The sequence below is a fragment of the Corallococcus macrosporus DSM 14697 genome, from assembly GCF_002305895.1.
Taxonomy (GTDB): Bacteria; Myxococcota; Myxococcia; order Myxococcales; family Myxococcaceae; genus Myxococcus; species Myxococcus macrosporus.
Genome location: NZ_CP022203.1, coordinates 3,771,627 through 3,793,421 on the forward strand (window position 1 = coordinate 3,771,627; position 21,795 = coordinate 3,793,421).

General features: G+C 70.7%; 18 protein-coding genes. 12 read left to right on the plus strand and 6 right to left on the minus strand.

Annotated features, from left to right (window positions below; genetic code table 11):
* Both MYMAC_RS15855 and MYMAC_RS15860 read left to right on the plus strand, forming a co-directional pair.
* Entirely contained in the window at positions 1 to 306 is a 306-nt protein-coding gene (locus tag MYMAC_RS15855) for an HP0495 family protein (RefSeq protein ID WP_013939767.1), read from the plus strand.
* An 82-nt stretch (positions 307 to 388) separates the two neighbouring features.
* Entirely contained in the window at positions 389 to 1,150 is a 762-nt protein-coding gene (locus MYMAC_RS15860) for an SAM-dependent methyltransferase (protein ID WP_095958700.1), read from the plus strand.
* Between the two features lie 14 nt (positions 1,151 to 1,164).
* Here MYMAC_RS15860 and MYMAC_RS15865 read toward each other — a convergent pair whose 3' ends face one another.
* Positions 1,165 to 2,256: a diacylglycerol/lipid kinase family protein gene (locus MYMAC_RS15865; protein ID WP_095958701.1), complete on the minus strand. Its 1,092-nt coding sequence runs from the start codon at positions 2,254 to 2,256 to the stop codon at positions 1,165 to 1,167.
* Between the two features lie 395 nt (positions 2,257 to 2,651).
* Here MYMAC_RS15865 and dnaK point away from each other — a divergent pair, with 395 nt between their 5' ends.
* From dnaK to MYMAC_RS15895, 6 genes are all read left to right on the plus strand, one after another.
* Positions 2,652 to 4,562 carry a molecular chaperone DnaK gene (gene dnaK, locus MYMAC_RS15870; RefSeq protein ID WP_095958702.1) on the plus strand — a complete coding sequence of 637 codons (1,911 nt, stop codon included), beginning with the start codon at positions 2,652 to 2,654 and terminating at the stop codon, positions 4,560 to 4,562.
* Positions 4,563 to 4,761: 199 nt separating this feature from the next.
* Positions 4,762 to 5,640 carry a hypothetical protein gene (locus MYMAC_RS15875; protein WP_095958703.1) on the plus strand — a complete coding sequence of 293 codons (879 nt, stop codon included), beginning with the start codon at positions 4,762 to 4,764 and terminating at the stop codon, positions 5,638 to 5,640.
* Position 5,641: 1 nt separating this feature from the next.
* Positions 5,642 to 6,052 (plus strand): thiol-disulfide oxidoreductase DCC family protein, encoded by a 411-nt coding sequence (locus MYMAC_RS15880; protein ID WP_095958704.1) that lies wholly within the window; start codon positions 5,642 to 5,644, stop codon positions 6,050 to 6,052.
* Positions 6,053 to 6,081: 29 nt separating this feature from the next.
* The gene (locus MYMAC_RS15885) at positions 6,082 to 8,613 is read left to right on the plus strand and encodes an AAA family ATPase (RefSeq protein WP_095961592.1); all 2,532 of its coding nucleotides are present in this window, start codon (positions 6,082 to 6,084) and stop codon (positions 8,611 to 8,613) included.
* 49 nt (positions 8,614 to 8,662) lie between these two features.
* Positions 8,663 to 10,942, plus strand: a complete 2,280-nt coding sequence (locus MYMAC_RS15890) for a vWA domain-containing protein (protein WP_095958705.1) — start codon at positions 8,663 to 8,665, stop codon at positions 10,940 to 10,942.
* A gap of 16 nt (positions 10,943 to 10,958) precedes the next feature.
* Entirely contained in the window at positions 10,959 to 11,516 is a 558-nt protein-coding gene (locus tag MYMAC_RS15895; RefSeq protein ID WP_095958706.1) for a PspA/IM30 family protein, read from the plus strand.
* A gap of 7 nt (positions 11,517 to 11,523) precedes the next feature.
* Here MYMAC_RS15895 and MYMAC_RS15900 read toward each other — a convergent pair whose 3' ends face one another.
* Positions 11,524 to 12,405 carry a DNA integrity scanning protein DisA nucleotide-binding domain protein gene (locus tag MYMAC_RS15900; protein ID WP_013939776.1) on the minus strand — a complete coding sequence of 294 codons (882 nt, stop codon included), beginning with the start codon at positions 12,403 to 12,405 and terminating at the stop codon, positions 11,524 to 11,526.
* A 126-nt stretch (positions 12,406 to 12,531) separates the two neighbouring features.
* Between MYMAC_RS15900 and MYMAC_RS15905 the strand changes: the two genes are divergently transcribed.
* Complete coding sequence (locus MYMAC_RS15905; RefSeq protein WP_013939777.1) at positions 12,532 to 12,894, plus strand: TraR/DksA family transcriptional regulator; 363 nt, start codon at positions 12,532 to 12,534, stop codon at positions 12,892 to 12,894.
* Between the two features lie 55 nt (positions 12,895 to 12,949).
* On the opposite strand, the gene MYMAC_RS15910 is transcribed toward MYMAC_RS15905, so the two are convergent.
* Complete coding sequence (locus MYMAC_RS15910) at positions 12,950 to 13,717, minus strand: FHA domain-containing protein (protein ID WP_086007112.1); 768 nt, start codon at positions 13,715 to 13,717, stop codon at positions 12,950 to 12,952.
* A 120-nt stretch (positions 13,718 to 13,837) separates the two neighbouring features.
* On the opposite strand from MYMAC_RS15910, the gene MYMAC_RS15915 reads away from it, so the two are divergent.
* Positions 13,838 to 15,553, plus strand: a complete 1,716-nt coding sequence (locus MYMAC_RS15915) for a serine/threonine-protein kinase (protein ID WP_123784131.1) — start codon at positions 13,838 to 13,840, stop codon at positions 15,551 to 15,553.
* 85 nt (positions 15,554 to 15,638) lie between these two features.
* On the opposite strand, the gene MYMAC_RS15920 is transcribed toward MYMAC_RS15915, so the two are convergent.
* A complete protein-coding gene (locus tag MYMAC_RS15920) occupies positions 15,639 to 16,766 on the minus strand; it encodes an FHA domain-containing protein (RefSeq protein ID WP_239989557.1) in 1,128 nt (375 codons plus the stop codon).
* Positions 16,767 to 16,911: 145 nt separating this feature from the next.
* On the opposite strand from MYMAC_RS15920, the gene MYMAC_RS15925 reads away from it, so the two are divergent.
* Entirely contained in the window at positions 16,912 to 19,134 is a 2,223-nt protein-coding gene (locus MYMAC_RS15925) for a RelA/SpoT family protein (RefSeq protein ID WP_013939781.1), read from the plus strand.
* Positions 19,135 to 19,204: 70 nt separating this feature from the next.
* Positions 19,205 to 19,600, plus strand: a complete 396-nt coding sequence (locus MYMAC_RS15930; protein WP_193364499.1) for a RidA family protein — start codon at positions 19,205 to 19,207, stop codon at positions 19,598 to 19,600.
* A 95-nt stretch (positions 19,601 to 19,695) separates the two neighbouring features.
* Here the strand turns inward: MYMAC_RS15930 and MYMAC_RS38805 are convergent, their stop codons facing one another.
* Both MYMAC_RS38805 and MYMAC_RS38810 read right to left on the minus strand, forming a co-directional pair.
* A complete protein-coding gene (locus MYMAC_RS38805; protein ID WP_476695885.1) occupies positions 19,696 to 20,862 on the minus strand; it encodes a DsbA family protein in 1,167 nt (388 codons plus the stop codon).
* Positions 20,811 to 21,659, minus strand: a complete 849-nt coding sequence (locus MYMAC_RS38810) for a DsbA family protein (protein ID WP_476695886.1) — start codon at positions 21,657 to 21,659, stop codon at positions 20,811 to 20,813. Before MYMAC_RS38810 ends, MYMAC_RS38805 begins: the two co-directional genes overlap by 52 nt.
* Positions 21,660 to 21,795 lie beyond the last annotated feature (136 nt).

Sequence of the window (21,795 nt, forward strand, 5' to 3'; positions counted from 1 at the left end):
ATGACGAAGGAAGACCCAGGAAGCCCCCCCGCCGGCGAAGAGGAGAAGAAGCCCCTCATCGAGTACCCCACCGTCTACACCTTCAAGGTGATGGGCCTGCAGGACGCTGGCTTCTCCGAGCACGTGCGCGAGCTGTTCAAGCGGCTGATGGGCACGGACATCTCGCCGGACTCCATCCGCGAGCAACCCAGCAGCAAGGGCAAGTACCTGTCCCTGAGCGTGTCGGTGTACCTCCTGTCCGAGGAGCACCGCCGCTCCATCTACGAGGCGCTCTACAAGGACGAGCGCGTCGTCCACTACCTCTGAGGGCCCCCCGCCCGCCGGCCCTGGCGCATTCGGGCCCGGCGGCGGCTGGAAGTCTCCAGACGAGGCGGGTATATGGGGAGCCATGTCCCCGCCCGAGCCCTTCCCGCTGTATCACCCCGCGGACGTCCGGCGCGCCTTCAGCTCCGATGATGCAACGCGGCGCTTCGCCAAGGTGGCGCAGTTGGAACCCGGCTCGCGCGTGCTGGTGCTGGGCTGTGGCCCCGACGGAAGCGCCGCCCTGCTGCTGGCCCGGGAGCTGGGCTGCACCGTCGTGGCGGCCGACACGGACGACGCCCTCCTCAACCCGGTGCGTGAGCGCGTGCGGGCGCAGGGGCTGGCGGAGCAGATCGAGGTCCGCCGGGTGTCGTTGGACGCGCTGGGCCTGACCGAGGGCGAGTTCGACGGCATCCTCGTCCAGGGCCGCGTGCTCTACCCGCTGAAGGCCACGCTCGCGAATCTGCGCGGGCTGCTGGCGAAGCGCGGGCGGCTGGGCTTCACGTTCCCCGCGCGGGTGGGGCGCTTCGCGCCCAAGGCCACGCTCGACTTCTGGGAGCGCCGCGTCGCCGGGCCGCTGCTGCTGCCGCGGGAGCTGCTGCAGGTGGTGGAGGGCGCTGGCTACGAGCCCGAGTCCGCCGAGACGCTCCATGACGCGGAGCTGGACGCGCACTACCGGGACATCGAGACGTTCCTGTCGTCCATCCCGGGCGCTCAGCCCGCGGCGCTGCGCGAGGAGCTGGCGCTGCACCGCGAGAGCAACGGCAAGGCCAGCGTCAGCTACGCCTTCGTCGTGGGCCGCCGCAAGGAGCCGGGCGAGAAGCCCCCGGCGTCCCGCGACCGCGGGTAGCCCGCGGCGGGGCTTCAGTTCATCGCGCCGGTGAAGTCCACCAGCTCGACGGACTCCGGGGCCACGGACATGGTGACCTGCTCGCGGTAGCCGGCCGCGTCGCCCCCCACCTGGAAGGGCATGGGGTGGGCGAAGCGGATGGTGACCTCGCGGGCGTGGAAGTCCATCAGGCCTTCGGGGAACCAGCGGCCGTTCCACAGCTTGGGCAGGTGGGCGAGCACCTGCGTGGGCGTCACCTGGCCCAGGCGGAGCTGCATGTAGCCCGGGCGCTGGCCCGCGAAGGGGAACATGCGGAAGCCGTAGCCGTAGAAGGGCATGGTGCCCGCCGCCGCCATCATCAGCCGGCCGCGGAAGAGGGTGGCGCCCGGGGCCAGCGACTCGCCCGTCGCGGTGCCATCCGGCCCGAGCCGGTAGGCCTCGGAGGCGCCGTTGACGACCTCACACTCCACCCAGTGCGAGTGGGTGAGGTAGTGCGGCACCGTCTTACAGGCCACCGCGGAGAAGTAGCCGCCGCTGCCGCTGAGCATGCTCTTGAAGAGGCCCTTGCCCAGGTTCTCCTTCACCCAGATGTAGTCGTTGAGCACCTTGCCATCCACGCCCAGCCCGGCGAAGGGCGCGCGCTGCCCATCCACCATCAGCAGGTCCATGGGGCGGTAGCCCGGGACCTCCCCGGTGCGGGCGCGGAGCACGTCATTGAGGATGCCGTCGCCCCGGGTGCCGGAGGCGTTGACGTAGGCGGCCAGGCCGTTGCCGGTGCCCAGCTTGAGGATGCCGAAGCGGGGCGGCGTCTTGCCCGCGAAGCGGCCGCGCGGGCCGACCTGGTGAAGGACCTCGTTCACGAAGCCCATGAAGGTGCCGTCACCGCCACCCGTGAAGACCATGGGGTAGCCGCGCTCCAGCACCGTCTGGATGATGCGCCGGCCATCCAGCGGCGAGCGGGAGAGGAACAGGTCCTGCTCCGGCACCACGTGGGACAGGGACTTCACCACCCGGGCGTCGACCTTCCGGGCGTTGGCGTTCAGCAGGACCGCGACCTTGGGCTCGGTGGTGACGTCCGAAGCGGGCGCGCGGCGGAGGTCGGGAGAGCGGAGGGGCTGGACCAGCATGAGGGACGCTCCGAAGGTTGGCGCCGGTGGGGGACCCGGCGGCGACACCCGGACTCAGTGCACAATCCTCGCCAGCCCGTGACGCGGGGCGTTAGCGAGCGAGCAGGCATGGAATTCCAAGGGGTTGAATCGTTCCCTGCGCTTCAGAAGCCCGCCTGGTTGCTACCGCGGGGTGACGGAGGTGTAGAGCGCGTTACGCACCCGTGGCGTGCGGGTGGCGCGGCTGTGACGCAGCGCGCGGGCCCCCTGCGCACTGCGCTACGCAGCGGGGAGTGTCACCTTCAGGTGTGTGGCCCGGCGGCCCATCGCGTTTGACAGCGAGGGGTGGGTGGTTACGTTGGGCGTACATCAGCAGCTTTCAAAGAAAACGCAGTCTTTTCCGGAGGATAGGAACCGTGGGCAAGATTATCGGGATCGACCTGGGCACCACGAACAGTGTGGTCGCGATCATGGAGGGTCGCGAGCCCAAGGTGATCGTCAACGAGGAAGGCAGCCGCATCACGCCCTCGGTGGTCGCGTTCACGAAGGACGGGGAGCGCCTGGTCGGTCAGGTGGCGAAGCGCCAGTCCATCACCAACCCGGAGCGCACCATCTATTCGGCGAAGCGCTTCATGGGCCGCCGGCACGACGAGGTGGCCGAGGAGGCCACGCTGGTCCCCTACAAGGTGGCCCGTGGCCCCAACGGCGATGCCCGCGTGGACATCGACGGCAAGCAGTACAGCGCGCCGGAGATCAGCGCGCAGGTGCTGCTGAAGCTGAAGCGCGCGGCGGAGAACTACCTGGGTGAGAAGGTGACGGAGGCGGTCATCACCGTCCCGGCGTACTTCAACGACGCCCAGCGCCAGGCCACCAAGGACGCGGGGGAGATCGCGGGCCTCACGGTGCGCCGCATCGTGAACGAGCCGACCGCCGCGGCGCTCGCGTACGGGATGGACAAGAAGAAGGACGAGAAGATCGCCGTCTACGACTTCGGCGGCGGCACCTTCGACGTGTCCATCCTGGAGGTGGGCGAGAACGTGGTCGACGTGCTCGCGACCAACGGTGACACGCACCTGGGCGGTGACAACATCGACCTGCGGATCATGGACTGGCTGATCTCCGAGTTCAAGAAGGACACCGGGCTCGACGTCAGCAAGGACAAGATGGTGCTCCAGCGCCTGAAGGAGGCGGCGGAGAAGGCGAAGATCGAGCTGTCCAGCGCGATGGAGACGGACGTCAACCTGCCGTTCCTCACGGCGGACGCGTCCGGTCCGAAGCACCTCAACGTCAAGCTCACGCGCGCCAAGTTCGAGGCGATGATCGACGACCTCGTCGAGCGCTCCCTGGAGCCCTGCCGCAAGTGTCTGAAGGACGCCGGCGTGGATCCGAAGGACCTCAATGAGATTGTCCTCGTGGGCGGCACCACGCGCATCCCGAAGGTGCAGGAGGCCGTGAAGCGCCTGTTCGGCAAGGAGCCGAACCGCTCGGTGAACCCGGACGAGGTCGTGGCGGTGGGCGCCGCGGTGCAGGCCGGCGTGCTCTCCGGCGAGGTGAAGGACATCCTCCTGCTGGACGTGACGCCGCTGAGCCTGGGCGTGGAGACGCTGGGCGGGGTGATGACGAAGCTCATCGAGCGCAACACCACCATCCCCACGCGCAAGTCGGAGACCTTCTCCACGGCCGCGGACGGCCAGACGCAGGTGGAGATCCACGTGCTCCAGGGCGAGCGCGAGATGGCGGGTGACAACCGCAGCCTCGGCCGCTTCCACCTGACGGGCATGCCGCCGGCGCCGCGTGGCGTGCCGCAGATCGAGGTGACGTTCGACATCGACGCGAACGGCATCCTCAACGTCAGCGCCAAGGACAAGGCCACGGGCAAGGAGCAGAAGGTCACCATCACCCACTCGTCCGGCCTGGCGAAGGACGAGGTGGAGAAGATGGTCGCCGACGCGCGCTCCAACGAGGCCGCCGACAAGTCCCGCCGCGAGCTGGTGGACGTGAAGAACCAGGCGGAGAGCCAGGCCTACGCGACCGAGAAGCTCCTGAAGGAGAACAAGGACAAGCTGTCCGCTGACGTGGCGAAGTCGCTCGAGGACGCGGTGGCGGAGCTCAACAAGGTGCGCGACGGGCAGGACAAGGACGCCATCAAGACGGCGCTCGATGCGCTCCAGGCCGCCAGCTACAAGGCCGCCGAGGAGATGTACCGCGCCACGGGCGGCGCGCCGGGCGCCGAGGGCGTGCCGGGGGCCGGTCCTTCCGCGGCGCCGGGCTCGCAGGCCAGCGCGAAGAAGGACGACGTGGTGGACGCGGAGTTCCGGCAGTCGTAGTGCCGGAAGCGGCCCGCCGCTGACGTGACTCGGAAGGGCCGGTGCTCCCGCGCGCGTGGGGGGGGCCGGCCCTTCTGGCTTGCGGGGCGGGCGTGTTCCGCGGGGGAGGACGGGCGTACGAGAAGCGGGACGTGGCGCGGTGCCAAGGGGTTGATGGGACTGGGGGCGGGCTGGCGGTGGGGGTGCAGAGGGGCAGGGCATGTCCCGAATCCCGCCGTCACCGTCCTTCCTCCCGCCCGGCGCCGCTCCCTCCGAAGGGGCCTCGGCGCCGGCGCTCGTCCCTCCTCCCACGGGCACGGCGCAGTGCCGGCCCGCCGCCGCCGCCGCGGCGGGCTCGACGGTGGAGCCCTACCGCGCTCCGTCCATGGCGCGGCCCCCGGCGGCTCCGGTTCCCGGGCCTCGCTCCGGGCCCCGTACGGGGGCCGACAACCAGTTCGACTTCGGCGTGGGCGGCGCCTTTCCGCCGAAGCCCACGGGCAATCTGATGGAGCAGGTCCGGCAGGGCGCCCTCACCGCCGCGCAGTCCGAAGCCGCCGCGGCCAGCCGGCTGCTGGGGGACAGCGCCGCCGTGGACGCCTACGCGCGCACGCACCTGGACCTCCTGAAGCCCAGCCCGCCCATCTCCGGAGCGCCCACGTCCTTGACGGACTACACCAGCGGCATTCCCGACGTGGCCCCGGCGCAGGCCTACGCCTACTTCGTCCGCCACCCAGAGGCGGTCTTCGAGTCCGCTGGCATCCGCCTCCGCCCGGCGGCCGCGGCGCTGGTGGACGGCGCGAAGCTGTTCCTGGAGGAGAAGGGCCTGCCTCCCGTGTGGGCGCCCGTCACGGTGCGCCTGGAGCCCGCGGCGAACACGGTGCACATCACCACGCTGGATGGACACCCGCTGCGCGGCACCAATCGCTTCGTCTTCGCCGACGACGGCGCGGGGGGCACCCAGGTGCGTCAGTACTCCGCGTTCCAGGGCAGCTCGCCCGCGACGTCGGTGGGCATGAAGCTGATGGACCCCATTGAGCGGCAGCACGACATCTGGCGCGCGGTGCACGGGCATCTGCATGACACGCTGAGGCCTCGCTGACATGGCGCCGATGCTGCGAACGACGCCGCCCGGGCAGGACGTGATTCTCTATGACGGGCACTGCCGGCTGTGCGGAGGGGCGGCCCGGCAGCTCCAGCGGCTGCTGGGCAAGACGGGCACGCGGCTGCGCTCGTTCCGGGAAGAGGGCGTGCTGGAGGCCTTCCCCGGTGTCACCGCGGACCGCTGTGAGCGGGCCATGCAGCTCGTCCTGCCGGATGGGCGGGTGGTGGAGGGGCTGGAGGCCATTGTCCTGGCGGTGGGCCGGCGGCCGCTGGGACGGCTGCTCTGGGTGTACTACGTGCCGGGCCTGCGGCAGCTCCTGGACGCGCTCTATCGCCTCGTGGCCCGGCATCGCTTCCGCATCGCGGGACGTCAGTGTCCGGACGGGGCCTGCGCGGTCCACTTCAAATAGGCCGCGCGCGGCGGATAGCATGTTTGTCCGTGCAATCTCCACCGCCTCCATACCTCCAGGCCTCCCGCGCCTTCCGGCACTTCTTCACCGAGCTCCGGGAGGCCTACCTGGAGCGCGAGACGCTCTTCACGCAGCTCGAGCTCGCGCTCCTGGGGCGCGAGCACGTGCTGGTGGTGGGGCCGCCGGGGACGGCGAAGAGCGCCATCGCCAGCGCCGTGCTGGGGCGCATCATCGACGAGCGCACCGGGTTGCCCTCGCTCTTCTCCAAGCAGCTCGCCGAGTCCACCGTGCAGACGGACCTCATCGGCCCGGTGGACTTCAAGGTGCTCACGGAGACGGGCCGCACCGAGTACCTCACCGAGGAGGGCATGCTGGGCTCCGAGCACGCCTTCCTGGACGAGGTGTTCGACGGCCGGGACATGCTGCTGCGCTCCATCCTCAACGTGCTGCACGAGCGGGAGCTGAAGCATGGCCGCCGGGTGACGACGGGGCGCACCGAGTGCGTCGTGATGACGAGCAACCGGTACCTCTCCGAGGTGCTGGCGCGCTCGCCGGAGCTGCTCCTGGCCTTCGCGGACCGGTTGAGCTTCATCTGCTTCGTGCCCAAGGCCTTCGCCCGCCGGGAGAGCCGGGCGGCCATGTTGCAGCGCTTCTCACACGGCGCGCGGCCGGACCTGCGCGCGCCGTTGTCGTTGCAGCAGGTGGACCTGCTCCAGGACGCGGTGACGAAGGTGGTGGTGCCCAGCCACGTCATGGAGGGCGTGGAGTTGCTGGCGGACGCGCTGGAGCGCGCGCTGGCGGCCCAGGTGTCGAAGCTGCCGGACTACGTGCCGACGAAGTACTTCTCCCAGCGCTCGGTGGTGAAGGCGCTGTGGGCGCTGAAGGCCGCCGTGGTGAGGGAGCAGATCTACCGGCGCCCGGAGCGGCCATTGGAGGCCACCGTCGAGGACCTGGATTCGCTGCGCTGGTTCTTCCTGCTGGGCGGTCCACCCGCGGGGGAGACCGAGGCGCTGCTCAAGTCCGTGGTGGACCCCCGGGAGCGGGCGCAGCTCGAAATCGTCCGGCTGGAGCAGCGCGCCTTCGACGAGGCGCTGGCCAAGGTGCGGCAGGCGCTGGGCGGCGGCGTGGAGCGCGAGGCGCAGGCGCTCGCGACGTCCGAAGAGGTGGAGGCCGTCGAGTCGGTGAGCCGGAACTGGCAGCCTGGCGTCGTCTCCACCACCGCGCGGGCCCTGCAGGCCAAGCTGGTGCCGGGGCCTCGCCATGCGCAGAACCGGATGCCGCTGGTCGCCGCGGCGCGTGCGCTGGTGGCGGCGCAGGAGCAGCGGCTGGCGCGCGGAATGGCGGGGCACGGGGAGGGGCGGGGCGGGGTCGCGCTGCTGGCTTCGTTCGGGGACGTGTTGGCGCTCTGCGGCGCCGTCCCGGAGCTGCGGCCCGCATACGGGGCGCTCTGCGAGGCCACGGCGCGGTTCCTGGAAGGCGCCCAGGAGATGATTGCCCTGTCCGCGGAGAGCGTGGACTTCGAGGACGGGCTCAAGCTGGAGGGCCTGGTCGGGCTGGCGGACAACCTGGAGGAGGAGCTCTCCCAGACGGGAGCGCTGGCGGGGCAGTTGGCCGAAGGCGCCCCGGCCGCGTTGGAGCGCCTGCGCGTGGCCGAGGCGGAAGTGCGCGGCCGGGTCGTGTCCGCGTTGCGCCGGCGCGCGGTCTTCTCCTTCCAGGGGCACCTGGCGCGGGGGCGCCGGGAGCCGCTCGATGCGCTGTCGGGAGACTCGCGCCGCCTGACGCAGTTGGAGAACGCCCTGGCCGCCCTGGACCCCACGCAGCAGGGGCTCAAGCAGGAGCTCCTGCTGCCCCTGGCCATCGCGTATGCGCGGGAGGTGCTGTCCACCACGCCCTTCGAACGCATCGAGCAGTACGGCCGCGCGGTGCAGTCCGTGGCGGAGAACCTCCGGCGCGAGGGCGTCCGCGTGGACGCGGTGTTCGCCGAGTGCCGTCAGGTCATCGAGTCCCGGCTGCGCGAGCACGCGCGGCACCTCACGCGCGAGGTGGTCAGCCCGCCGACGGCGTCCCTGTCGGTGCTCAACGGGGACGCCTACGTCTTCTACCGGGGTGACTTCGCGGCCAAGGCGCCGGATGGGGAGCTGGCCGCCCTGTTGGGGCTGGATGGTCAGTTGGCCGCGAGCCACGGCGGCGCCGCGCCGGGGTTCCTGTCAGAGGCCGTGCGCTCGGCGGTGGCCGAGGCCGAGCTCGCCTTCGTCCAGACACGCGTCAAGTACCTGCGGAGCTGGTTGACCCAGTTGCTCACGTCGCTTCCCGCGCCGGAATCCCTGACGGAGCGGGCCGACGCCGAGCGCACCGTGGACCGGCTGGTGCGCAGCCGCTTCCCGATGCTCGCGTTGAAGGAAGGGGAGCTGGTGCGGCTGCGGGGCGTCCTGGCCCTGGTGGGCACCATGGCGGGGGAGCTGGGGGAGGGCGCGCGGAGGCTGGAGGGGCAGCTTCGGGGCATCGACGAGGACTTCGGGCGCTTCAGCCGGCAGGTGCTGGCGCGGCGGTCGGCGTCATGAGCGGCGCGTGGTGGCGGCTCGGGGCTGAAGCGGGGAGAGGGCGCTGAGCGTGCTGGCCCGGCGCCTCGCGGACCTCCGGCGGCGGCTGGACGCGCTCCACCAGCCCGCGCCCGCGCGTGGCGGCTGGCGGGCGTGGGCGCTGTTCGGCCGGCGTGCGCGCGGTCCGGAGGACGTCTCGCTGCCGGTGCTGGCCTCGCTGGACAGGGACCTGGACCGCGTGGGGGTGCACACGTCGGCGGATGCGCGGCTGCTCAAGGCGCTGGGGCTCCGCAAGGGCCGCGCGGGGGCCCTGGCCCAGGGGCTGCTGGACCGGGCCCACCAGGCGCTCGAAGAGCTGGCGCTGTGCCTGGAGCGCGTGGAGCGCGCGTGGCGGGCCGGGGAGTCGCCGCCCGGCGCGGTCGCCGCGCTGGAGAAGGGCTTCGTCCAACTGGCGCGCGTGGTGAAGGTGGCGGAGCTCTTCGCCCGGCCCGCCACGGCGCCCTCGGACGACGAAGAGGCTTTGGAGATCTACGGGCGCGCGGACGGGCGCGCCACGCGTCACGCGCCCTCCAGCGCCCGGCTGGCCGTGGCGGAGTTCTTCGCGGACCGCGCCAGGGCCAACGCCACCGACGTCATGCAGAAGCGCCGTGACCTGGACCTGGCGCACGAGCTGCTCATCCGCCTGGGCTCGGACCATGACCGCGAGCGGGGCATGGCGCTGCGGCGCCAGGTGGCCGAGGCCCGCGAGCGGGTGCGGGCCGTCCCCGCTGTGCGCTCCATGGAGGAGCTGCTGCGGCATGTGCGGCACACGGCCCGGCGTGAGCCCCAGGTGGCCTACCGTTCGCTGAAGGGGCTGTACGAGCGGGCCCTGGAGGCAGGGGACGTGGCGCTGGCGGATGCGGCGCGCGCCGCGCTGTCGCCGTTGCTGCCCGCGCCCTCGCAACTGTCATCCCTGCTGGAGCGCGCGGAGCTCGATGCCCTGTCGCACTGGTTCGGCGAGCCCGCCGTGGCGCCCGAGGAGACGCCAGGGCCTCCGCGGGCCGACGAGCTGCTGACGGACCTGGCCTTCTCGCTGCGGCCCGAGCAGCTCGCCACCTTCGAGCTGGCGGCGGGCTGCGCCCGTTACTTCGACGTGGAGGACGCGCTGTCGGAGGAGATCGTCCTGGCGGACACGCGCGCCGCCCGGGCGGTGCCCCGGCGTGTCCCATACCCCACGCAGCGGATGACGTACGAGACGACGGGCAGCCTCCATGAGGTCCACAACTTCGTCCTGTCGGACCCGCGGATGCTGCTGCGGGACCTGGCCGCCAGTCACCAGCTGGTGCGCGCGTACCTGGATGACGAGCCGCCCCCGCGCCCCCGGAAGGTGAAGCGCACCGCGGTGCGCGTCTACGTCTGCGACGCGTCGGGCTCCATGCATGGCGCGCGCGCCCGCTTCCGGGACGCCATCGTCATCGCGGAGCTCAACAACCTGCGCGTCAAGGCCCGCCGGGGCGAGCCGTTCGACCCGCTGTACTTCAGCTTCTTCAACGACGTGCCCACCGAGCTGGCGCGCGTGGACTCCGCGCTGGAGGCCACCCGGCAGTTGGAGAAGCTCTTCCGCGACTCGCCCGCGGAGGGGCAGACGGACATCACGCTGGCGCTGATGTCCGCCTTCGACTCCATCCGCGCCGCGCAGGGGAGGGACCCGTACCTCGCCCGGGCCACCGTGGTGCTCATCACCGACGGTGAGGACCGCGTGGACCTGGACCTCATCCGCCGCACCCGCGCGCCCATGGACGCGCTGGACATCGCGTTGAGCTTCGTGTCCCTGGGCGAGGAGAACCCCGACCTGCGCCTCCTCGTCAGGGAGCAGCGCGCCGCCGGAGGCCGCGCCTTCTACCACCACCTGTCCGACGAGGAGATTCTGTGGGCGCGCACGGAGTTCGACACGCCCTGGCGCACCTTGCTGCCGCGTGACGTGCCGTCCTCCGGCGACGCGCTGGAGCAGCTCACGCCGCACCTGGACGCGCTGGAGGCCGTCGCCGCGGGGCGGTCCGCGCCCCCGCCCGTGGCGGTGGAGGCTTCGTTCGACGCGCTCTTCCCGGAGCAGCCCACCCTTCCGCCCGGCGCCGAGCCCACCGGCACGGACGTCGCGCATCGCGTGGCGGACATCCTCGGCGCGCTGGTGGAGGCCGCCTCGCTGGCCCCCGCGGACCGGCGCGCGGCGGAGAGCCTGCTGCTGCTCCAGCACCTGCTGGGTGTGTACGGATTGACCCCCGCCCGGTACCTCGCCGCCCTGTCCGTGGGGGGGCAGGCCACGCACGAAGCGCTGCAGCGCGTGCGGCTGTTGTGCCGGCCCTTCGGTTAGGCTGCGCCTCACGCCCATGTTCTTTGGCCTGTTCCGAAAACGGAAGAAGGAGCCGTCGCGTCCAGCGGACCCGCTGGCCGCTTTCGACCAGCTCATCGGGAACCTGGAGCGGCAGGCCGCCGAGGTGCGCAAGTCCGCGGCCACGCTGCTGGCCCTCAAGGCGGACCTGGCGCGCGCGGAGGAGCGTTATGCGCGCCGGCTGGGGGAGCTCACCGCGCGGCGGGCCACCGCCAAGGAGCGCGGGGACGCCCAGGCCGTGCGCGTGCTGGAGAAGGACCAGGCGCAGGCGGAGGACCTGCTCGCCAGTACGCGTGACGCGTTGGCGCGGGCGGTGTCCGACGGGCGCCTGCTGCTGGAGGCGGCGAGCGAGCTGGGAGACCGCGTGGCGGAGCTGCGGCGCGAGCGGGAGAGCGCCTCCGCCCGGCTCACGGCGGGCGGGCTCGTCACCGAGGCCCTGCGCGAGCGCGTGGCCCGCTTCGACGAGGCGCTGGTGGTGGACGCGGCCCGGGACGAAGTCGAGCGCGCGCACGCCCTGGCGGACATCTACCGCGAGGAGAAGGCGCAGGAGGACTGAGCGCGCCTCAGGTGCGGCGCGCCGTCTGGTGCAGCTCCAGGACGATGTTGCCGCCCTTGAAGAGCCGCACCGCGCCGGACGTCTGGCTCACGACGAGGGCGATGCAGCCCGTGGTGGACGTCATGCCGGCGGCGGCCGCGTGCCGCGCGCCCAGGCCCAGCGGAATCTTCACGGCCTCATCCGCCGCGGACAGGTAGCGGCCCGCGGCGAGGACGACGCCGTCCTCGCGGATGACGAACGCGCCGTCCAGCACGGAGAAGTTCTTGATGGCCTCGCGAATCTTCGGGTCGAGCACGTTCCGCTCCGCCTCGGAGAGGCCCTGGAACGGATTGATGGTCATCTGCCGGCTCTTCTCCAGCACGGTGTTGTGGGCGCCAATGGTGATGATGGTGCCAATGGGGTGGCCCTCGAAGCCCTCCTGGCCAATCTGCAGCGCCAACTGGATGAGGGCGTCCACCACCTGGGAGTTGAACTCGTCGCCCAGCTTGACGCCTTCGATGGCCAGCCTGTCGTCGAGCGAGCCGCCGATGCGCATCTGCATCAACGTGTCCGGCGCGCGGCCCACCTTGCCCGTCATGCACAGGACGAGGTCGCCTTCCTTGAACGCTCCCTGGGACAGCGCGGACACGAGCGCCACCTTCACACGCTCGGTGCGCGAGTAGTCGTACGCCGGGATGACGAGCGCACGGACCTTCTTGGCGAGGTGCTCCTCCGCCAGCTTGGGCATCGTGACGGCGTAGACCAGCTTCTTGCGAGCGGGCCGGCCGCGAAACTCCTCGGCGGGAATGGGCGTGTCGCAGATATAGAGGAAGTGATCGACTTCGCTCTTTCCAGCCAACGAGAGGGCCGAGCGAAGGAACTCCCGATCAAACTTCGTGTTCTCGGTCAAACGCCCCTCCCTTCACCCTCGGTCATACCCAGGTCAGCTTGACACCGAAGGGCGCATGAATAAAGCTTTCGGGCCCTTTTTTTGGGGTGCAGGGCCCCAAACCCTCGCTGAACTGGAGCGAAGGCTGTGAACCAGAAAGATCTCAAGCGTTACAAGAAGATGCTCGAGGACAGCAAGGCGAGCCTGCTCGAGAGCGCCAAGAAGACCCTGGTGGAGGAGTCCAGTTTCGACACGGACGACCTTCCCGATGAGATCGACCTGGCGTCTTCCGAGTATGCGCAGTCGATGGTCTTCCGCCTGCGGGACCGGGAGAAGTTCCTGTTGCAGAAGATCGAGAAGGCGCTGGTCCGCATCGAGGACGGCACGTTCGGCGTCTGCGAGCGGTGCGAAGAGGACATCTCGCCCAAGCGCCTGGAGGCGCGCCCGGTGACGACGCTCTGCATCCGCTGCAAGGAAGAGCAGGAGAAGAAGGAGAAGTCCTACGGCTGAGGCCGAGGCAGTGAGGGCCGCGCGGGGGCACTCCCCCCGTGCGGCCCTTCGCATTTCAGGCCGCCGGCGCCTGGATCTCCACGCGCAGCAACTGACGGCCGATGAGGAAGTGGTCCCCGTTGTCCACGAAGGTGGGGCCCGACAGGCGGATGAAGGTGCCGTTGGACGAGCCCACGTCCCGGACCTGGAGCCGGTCCTGCCGCACCTGCAGCACGGCGTGCCGTCCGGACACGAAGCCGTCGGTGGGGAAGGTGAGGTCGCCCTGTTCGCGGCCCAGGAGGTTGTCGCCCTCGCGCAGGGGGAAGGCGCCGCCGCGCAGGCCTCCCTCCAGCAGCTGCACCAGGCGCAGCCGGTAGCCGGGATCCGGCGAGCCCCAGACCTGGGTGCCGCCCGGGCCGGTGGCCGCGGTGGGAATGGGCTCCAGCACCAGCCGCTGGCGTCCCAGGCGCAGCTCGCCGCCCGGGGGCAGCTCGCGCTCCTGCCGCAGGCGGATGAAGACGCCGTTGGCGCCGCCCACGTCCTCCACGGCCAGGCGGGCGCCGGAGAAGAAGAAGCGCAACTGGAGCGGCATGATGAAGGGGTCGTCGGCGAGCGAGATGTCCCCCTGCTGGCCGCAGGTGAGGGTGTCGCGCTGCATCCGGACGACGGACTCGGGGCCGCCGTCGGCGCGGACCACCCGGATGGAGACCTGGGGGCGCGCGGAGACGCTGGCGACGGCCATCACCATCGTTCCGGAGCGCAGCGGCGAGCCGCACGCCCGGCAGACGGAGGCGTCCCGAGGATTTTCGGTGTCACAGCGGGGGCAGTATTCCATCGCGTCCATGGCGGGCCAGGGGTTGTACCAGGGCCGGGGCCCGGTTGCTCGCATTGCGTTGCGCGCGGCTTGCTCCCCACCCGAGCGGCGTGGTGAAGTCGGCGTCCCACCCCCTTGGGGACCGCTTCCTTGCACTGCCCCTCCTGCGGCGCTGACGCGCAAGAATCCTCCCGTTTCTGTCCCGCCTGTGGCGCGACCCTCGTGCGCACGCCCGATGCGGACGAGTACGCCGGCAAGACGATTGCCTTCAAGTACCGGGTCGAGGCCCTCATTGGCGAGGGCGGCATGGGCAAGGTGTACCGTGCCCGGCAGCTCTCCCTGGACAAGGTGGTGGTGCTGAAGGTGCTGCGGCACACGCTCCTGTCGGACGAGCGCACCGTGGCGCGCTTCCAGCGCGAGGCCAAGGCCGCCAGCCGCCTCAACCACCCCAACTCCATCAGCGTGCTCGACTTCGGGCAGGCCGAGGACGGGGCCCTCTACATCGCCATGGAGTACGTGGCGGGGCAGGACCTGCACCAGATCCTCAGCCGCGAGTGGCCCCTGAACGAAGGGCGCGTGGTGCGCATCGTCAGCCAGGTGCTGAGCGCGCTGTCGGACGCGCACGGCGCGGGCGTCATCCACCGCGACCTCAAGCCCGAGAACATCATGGTGGAGCCCCGGCGCAACGAGCCGGACTTCGTCAAGGTGCTCGACTTCGGCATCGCGAAGATCACCGACTCCACGGATGACGGGCCGGCGCTCACCCGCGCGGGCTTCGTGTGCGGCACCCCCGAGTACATGTCGCCCGAGCAGGCGCGGGGCTCGCAGCTCGACCACCGCTCGGACCTGTATGCCGTGGGCGTCATCCTCTACCAGCTCATGACGGGCCTGCTGCCCTTCGAGTCGGACTCGGCGGTGGGCTTCGCCACCAAGCACCTCACCGAGGAGCCGCCGCCGCCCACGCGCCGCCGCCCGGACGCCAGGATTTCCCCGGCCATGGAGCGGCTCATCCTCCGGGCCCTGTCCAAGAATCCGGCGGACCGCCCCGCCAGCGCGGAGGCCTTCAAGGCCGAGCTGCAGGCCGTGGACAAGGAGCGCCGCCGGATGGACTCCGCGCCGCGCCGCGCGGCCAACTCCTCGGCGGTGCTGGCGCCGCTGCCGCGCAAGTCCGCCGCCAGTCCGCAAAGCGACGTGCGGGACGCCACGCTGCCCGGGTGGGGCAACGAAGTGACGATGGAGGCCACGGTGCGCGCCCTGCCGGGCGTGCTCGAGCCGTTGCCCGCGAACGCGGACGCGATCGCCTCCACGCGTGAGCAGACGGACTCGCTGGTCCACACGCAGCCGGGCTCGGGCGGCAGCGGCGGGGTGGCGTTCTTCTTCAAGTCGCTGACCATCCTGCTGGTGGTCGCCGCGGCGGGGTTCTTCGCCTACTACTTCTTCATGGGCGGGGGCAGCAGGGGCACGCAGGACCTGCCCTATGCGCTGCCCACGAATGCCCCGGTGCCCGCCGGCGCGAACAACACCGCGGTGGGGGCGAGCCCCGACGTGCCCCTCTACGACAGGGCGATTGTCGCGGGGGCGCGGAACGTCCAGCGCGCGCTGGAGCTGACGCGGGAAGGTGACAAGGCGCTGCAGCGCGCCGACGTGGGACTGGCGGCGTCCAAGTACCGCGAGGCCTTCACCAACAGCGGTGACCCGGAGCTGGCCCTGAAGCTGGGTGAAATCTACTGGCACCGGCAGAACCCGGACAAGGAAGAGGCCCGGGCCTGGTGGCAGCGTCACCTGCGCGAGCAGCCCTCGTCCAAGGCGCGCGCCCTCATCGAGCAGCGCCTGGGCGGCACCGTGGCGCAGCCCGCGTCGCCCTGACGGGAGCGCTGAGTCGGGAGCGCGTCCCTTGGGGCGCCCGACCCAACGGCTCGGGCCGTGCGCACCTGAGGCGCACGGCGGCGCTTCAGCCCAGCGTCTCCACCTGCAGCACGTGCTGGCCCAGCCGCACGCGGTCTCCCGGGCGCAGGGGGCGCTCCACGCCGCTGGCGAGGCGCACGTAGGTGCCCAGGCCTCCGGACAAGTCCCTCAGCAACGCGCCGGTGGGCGTGGGGGACAGCTCGCAGTGGCGCCCCGCCAGGCCCTCGTCGCCGGGGAAGCTCAAGTCGCAGTGGGCCAGTCCAATCGTGAGCAGCGGCGCCGCCGTCATCACCGCGCGTCCCGCCCGGCCACCGACGAGCATCTCCTCCACGCCGTACACCACCTGCCCCAGTGGCATGGGCGCGCCGTAGATGGCGGGGCGGCCCGTCACCGGAGGCTGGGGCTCCAGGCGGCCCGTGAAGCGGAACAGCCGCTGGCCGGCGCTGAAGAGGGTGCGTGGGGTGAGCGCCTCGGTGCCGCCCACGGTGACGAACACCCCGGACGCGCTGGACTCGTCGCGCACGAAGAGCGCGCCGTCCTTCACCAGGAAGGTGGCGTGCAGGGGCGACACGAAGGGGTCGTCCGAGAACAGGATGGCGCCGCGCTGGCGGCCCACCACGCACCCCGTGACGGGCAGCTTGTAGCGCTGGCCCCGCGCGGAGCCGGCGACGACGGCCAGCCCGAAGCGGGACGCGGCCGGAGGGGCGGGGCGCGGCGCCGCGGTGGCCACCCCGGGCCGGCTGGGCATGGCGCTGTCCGGTACTGGCGGCGGCGGGCGCGTGGTGGCGGGGCCCGGCGTGCGGGCCATGATGCCGGGAGGCGCCGCGGGCGCACGCGGCTGGGACGGCCGCTCCACCGAGAGGCCCGCGGCGGTGGGCGGCGGGGTCCTCGCGGAGGGGCGCAGGCCGGGCGGAATGGCGCCAGGCGCGGGCGGGAGCACCGGCTCCGCCACCTTGCCACCCGGGAAGTTGGACACGGCGACGGGCCGGCTGCCCGGCGGGGTGCCGGGCCGGGCCACGGCGGGTGGCGGCTGCGTGGTTGCGGGGCGGGGCGGGGCGGCGGCCGATTCCGCCAGCGCCTGCCCGCAGAGCACACATGCGGCCGAGCGAGGCGAGTTATACCCGTCACAGTTCGGGCAGACCACGGCGAGGGAGGACAGCAGGAGCTGTGACATGAGCGGAGGCGAATCTACGGGCGCGTAAAACACCGGGTCAACGAAAGCGAACGCACCAACTGGGGTGTCCCCGAGGCAAGTGACGTCCAGGTGTGGGGCAACGTTGCCCCTCCGTTGGTGCAAAGTTACGATTGCTCCTCATTCGATGATTCGCCTGAACGACATCCTCCAACGGGTTTCCCAGTACCACCCCGACCCCGACCTGGACATCATCAAGAAGGCCTACGTCTATTCGGCCAAGGTCCACCAGGGGCAGCTCCGGAAGTCAGGCGAGCCCTACCTCGTCCACCCGCTGGAGGTCGCCGGCATCCTGGGCGAGCTCAAGCTGGACGAGGCGTCCATCGTCACCGGACTCCTTCACGACACCATCGAGGACACGCTGGCCACCGCGGAGGAGCTGACGGAGCTCTTCGGCTCGGAGGTGGCCCACCTGGTGGACGGCGTCACCAAGCTGTCCAAGTTCTCCGCGTCCGCCAGCCTGTCGCAGGAGGAGAAGCAGGCGGAGAACTTCCGGAAGATGATCATCGCGATGGCGCAGGACATCCGCGTCATCCTGGTGAAGCTGGCGGACCGCACGCACAACATGCGGACGTTGGATCACATGTCGGAGGAGAAGCAGGCGCGCATCGCGCAGGAGACGCTGGACATCTACGCGCCGCTGGCCAACCGGCTGGGCATCTCGTGGATCAAGACGGAGCTGGAGGACCTGAGCTTCCGCTACGTGAAGCCGCAGGAGTTCTTCGCGCTCCAGGAGAAGCTCAACAAGCGCAAGAAGGAGCGGGAGAAGTACATCGAGGACACGTGTGACGTCATCCGCTCCAAGCTGGCCGAGCGCGGGTTGAAGGGCGAGGTGTCCGGCCGCTTCAAGCACGTCTACAGCATCTACAAGAAGATCAAGTCACAGGGCATCGACTTCGATCAGATCCACGACATCATCGCCTTCCGCATCATCGCGCCCACCGCGCCCTCCTGTTACGAGGCGCTGGGCCTGGTGCACGAGATGTGGAAGCCGGTGCCGGGGCGCTTCAAGGACTTCATCGCGATTCCCAAGCCCAACATGTACCAGTCGCTGCACACGACCATCATCGGTCCGCTCAGCGAGCGCGTGGAGGTGCAGATCCGCACCGCGGAGATGCACAAGATCGCCGAGGAGGGCATCGCCGCGCACTGGAAGTACAAGGAGGGCAAGGCCGTCATCTCCAAGGATGACGAGAAGTTCGCCTGGCTGCGGCAGCTCATGGAGTGGCAGCAGGACCTCAAGGACCCGAAGGAGTTCCTGGAGACGGTGAAGGTGGACCTCTTCACCGACGAGGTCTTCGTCTTCACGCCCAAGGGGGACGTGCGCTCGCTGCCGCGCGGCGCCACGCCGGTGGACTTCGCCTACGCCATCCATTCGGACGTGGGCAACCGGTGCGTGGGCGCCAAGGTGAACGGGAAGATCGTCCCGCTCCGCTACAAGATGAAGAACGGGGACACGGTGGAGGTGCTCACCAGCCCCCAGCAGCACCCGTCCAAGGACTGGCTCACCTTCGTCAAGACGAGCCGGGCGCAGCAGCGCATCCGCGGCTTCATCAAGCAGCAGCAGCGCGAGAAGAGCCTGCAGCTGGGCCGCGAGCTGGCGGACCGCGAGCTCAAGCGCTTCCAGCTCAACTTCAACCGGTTGCTCAAGTCCGGGGAGATGAAGAAGGCCGCCGTGGACCTGGGCTTCCGCGTGGAAGACGACATGCTGGTGGCCATTGGCTACGGCAAGGTGACGCCGCAGCAGCTCACGCACCGGCTGGTGCCGCAGGAGAAGCTCACCGCCGCGGAGGCGGGGGCCCGCGCGGACGCGAACACCTCCGCCGGGCCGCCGCCGGGCGCGTCAGGCAACTCGGTGCTGCCGGGCCTGTCCCGCGTCACCGACCTGGCCAAGCGGCTGGTGGGCCGCAGCAGCCGCAGCGGCGTGCAGATTGGCGGCGTGGACGACGTCCTCGTGCGCTTCGGGCGGTGTTGCAACCCCGTCCCCGGCGACCCCATTGCCGGCTTCATCACCCGGGGACGGGGCGTCACGGTTCACACGGTCGGCTGTGAAAAGGCCCTGGCCACGGACCCCGAGCGGCGCGTGGACGTGAGCTGGGACGTCCGGGGTGACTTCAAGCGCCCCGTCACCCTGCGCGTCCTCACCGCGGACCGGCCGGGCCTCCTGGCGGACATCACCAACACCTTCTCCAAGAAGGGCGTCAACATCTCCCAGGCCAACTGCCGGGCCACCGGGGATGACCGGGCGGTGAACACTTTCGAGGTCACCATCTCCGACCTCAAGCAGCTCACCGACCTGATGCGGACCATCGAGCGGCTCCAGGGCGTCTACTCCGTCGAGCGCATCTGAACGCCCACGGCTTTCGTGGTAGAGCGCCCGGGAACCCCGGCGGCCCGTCTTGGGCCGCTCTCACCCCGAGGTGCGCCGCATGGCTCGCAAGGCAATCCACTCCGACCAGGCCCCCAAGGCCATTGGCCCGTACTCCCAGGCGGTGCAGGTGGACGCCGGGAAGATGACCTTCCTCTCCGGCCAGATTCCCCTCAACCCCGCCACCATGGAGATGGTGCAGGGGGACGTCGTCGCGCAGGCGGAGCAGGTGATGGAGAACCTGAAGGCCGTGCTCGCCGCCAGCGGGCTGGACTTCTCCCACGTCGTGCGCTGCACCATCTACCTCACCAACCTGGGCGACTTCGCCAAGGTGAACGAGGTCTACGGCCGCCACTTCACCGGCGCGCCGCCGGCCCGGGCCACCGTGCAGGTGTCCGCGCTGCCGAAGGGCGCCCAGGTGGAGATTGACGCCATCGCCGTGTCCTGAGGCGTCCGCGCACCCGCGCTGAAAAGACGAAGGCCGCCGGACCGCTGAGGTCCGACGGCCTTTGTCGCGTCAGGGCTCCGAGGCCCCGGCGGGGACTACTTCGAGTCGGCCACCGTGGGGCCGGCCTTCTTCAGCTCCTCGTCGATGACGCGCTTGAACGAAGCCACGGGCTGGGCGCCCACGAGCGTGCGGCCATTGATGAAGAACGTCGGCGTGCCGGTGGCGCCCAGGCTGGAGGCCTGCGCCATGTCCGCGTCGATCTGCGCGTTGAACTTGCCGGAGTCCAGCGCGGCCTTGAACTTGTCCATGTTCAGGCCCAGCTCCTGCGCGTACTTCTCCAGCGAGGCGCGGTCCAGCGCGCGCTGATTGGCGAAGAGCTTGTCGTGGTACTCCCAGAACTTGCCCTGCTCGTGCGCGGCCAGCGCGGCGGCGGCGGCCGGCTTGGCGTTGGCGTGGAAGGGCAGCGGCTGGTTCTTGAAGGCGACCTTGATCTTCGCGCCGTACTGGTCCTCCAACTGCTTCAGCGTGGGCACCACGCGGCTGCAGAAGGGGCACTCGAAGTCGGAGAAGGCGACGATGGTGACCGGCGCGTTCTGGGCGCCCTTCACCGGGGCGTTGCCCACGTCTACCTTCTGGACCGGGGGCTCGGCGGGAGCGCCAGGGGCCGCGGCCTTCGGGGCGTTGGCGACGTTCTCCGCGTTCAGCTTGGCGTAGAGCTCCTCGGGCCTGGTGCCGGCGGCGAGCAGCTTGTCCGCCTTGCCAATCTCCTCGTCGATGACGCGCTTGAAGTTCGCGAAGGGCTGCGCGCCGACGAACTCACGGCCGTTGATGAAGAAGGTCGGCGTGCCGTTGGCGCCCAGGGCGCTGCCGGCGGCCATGTCCGACTCCACCTTCGCCTTGAACTTGCCGGAGTCCAGCGCGGCCTTGAACTTGGAGACGTCCAGGCCCAGCTCCTGCGCGTACTTCTCCAGGGAGGCGCGGTCCAGGGCCTTCTGATTGGCGAACAGCTTGTCGTGATACTCCCAGAACTTGCCCTGCTCGTGCGCGGCGTGGGAGGCCTCGGCGGCCAGCTTCGCGTTCGGGTGGAAGGGCAGCGGCTGGTGGCGGAACACCACGCGCACGTCCTTGGGGTAGGACTCCTTGATCTGCGCCAGGGTGGGGCCCACGCGGCTGCAGAAGGGGCACTCGAAGTCAGACCACTCGACCAGGGTCACCTTGGCGGTGGCCGGGCCGAAGGAGGGGGAGTCCGCGGGGATCTCCACCTTGCGGACCGCGGCGGCGGGCGCCTGCGGGGCGGCCTTGGGGCGGCGCGCTCGGCGCCCTTCGCGATGATGGCCGCGTAGACCTGGCCGCGCGGCGTGCCGCTCTTCACCAGGGCCTCCGCCTTGGCCTTCTCCTCGTCGATGAGGGCCTCGAAGTTGGCGATGGGCTGCGCGCCCGACAGGAAGCGGCCGTTGATGAAGAAGGCCGGGGTGCCGCTGGCGCCGAGCTGGCTGGCCAGCGCCTGGTCGCGGGTGATGATGTCCTGGAACTTGGGGTTGGCCAGCTCGGCCTTCCACTTGTCCAGGTTCAGGCCCAGGTCCTTGGCGTACTGCTCCAGGGAGGCGTCATCCAGCTTCTTCTGATTGGCGAAGAGCTTGGCGTGGTACTCCCAGTACTTGCCCTGTTCGCCGGCCGCCATCGCGGCGATGGCCGCGGGCTTGGCGCGGGGGTGGAAGGACAGCGGGTTCTGCTTCATCACCACGCGCAGGTCCTTGCCGTACTTCTCCTGCAGCTTCTCGATGGTGACGTTGGCGCGGCTGCAGAAGGGGCACTCGTAGTCGGAGAACTCGACCACGGTGACGAGCGCGTCCGCGCTGCCGTGGACGGGCGAGTTCTCGATGGGCACCTTGAACACGGTGGGGTCCACCGGACGGCGTCCACCCGGGGCCGGGGCCGCGGGAGAGTTCGGTGCGGCCTTGGCGACTTCGGACTTCGAGGACGGGCCGGTGGTGACGCGGCCGCCAACGAACCCGAGCACCAGGCCGACCAGCAGGGCCACGATGACATTGGGCTTCATGAGTGGGTCATGCTCCTTCGCCATGGGGCCGGCTTTGGGGGGCCCGAGCGGGTTTTCAACGAGGGCAGAGGGCGGCGGTCTTAACAGAGGGAATTCCAGACGCGCAAGCAAGCCGCTCTGGCCTTCCGAGGGGCCG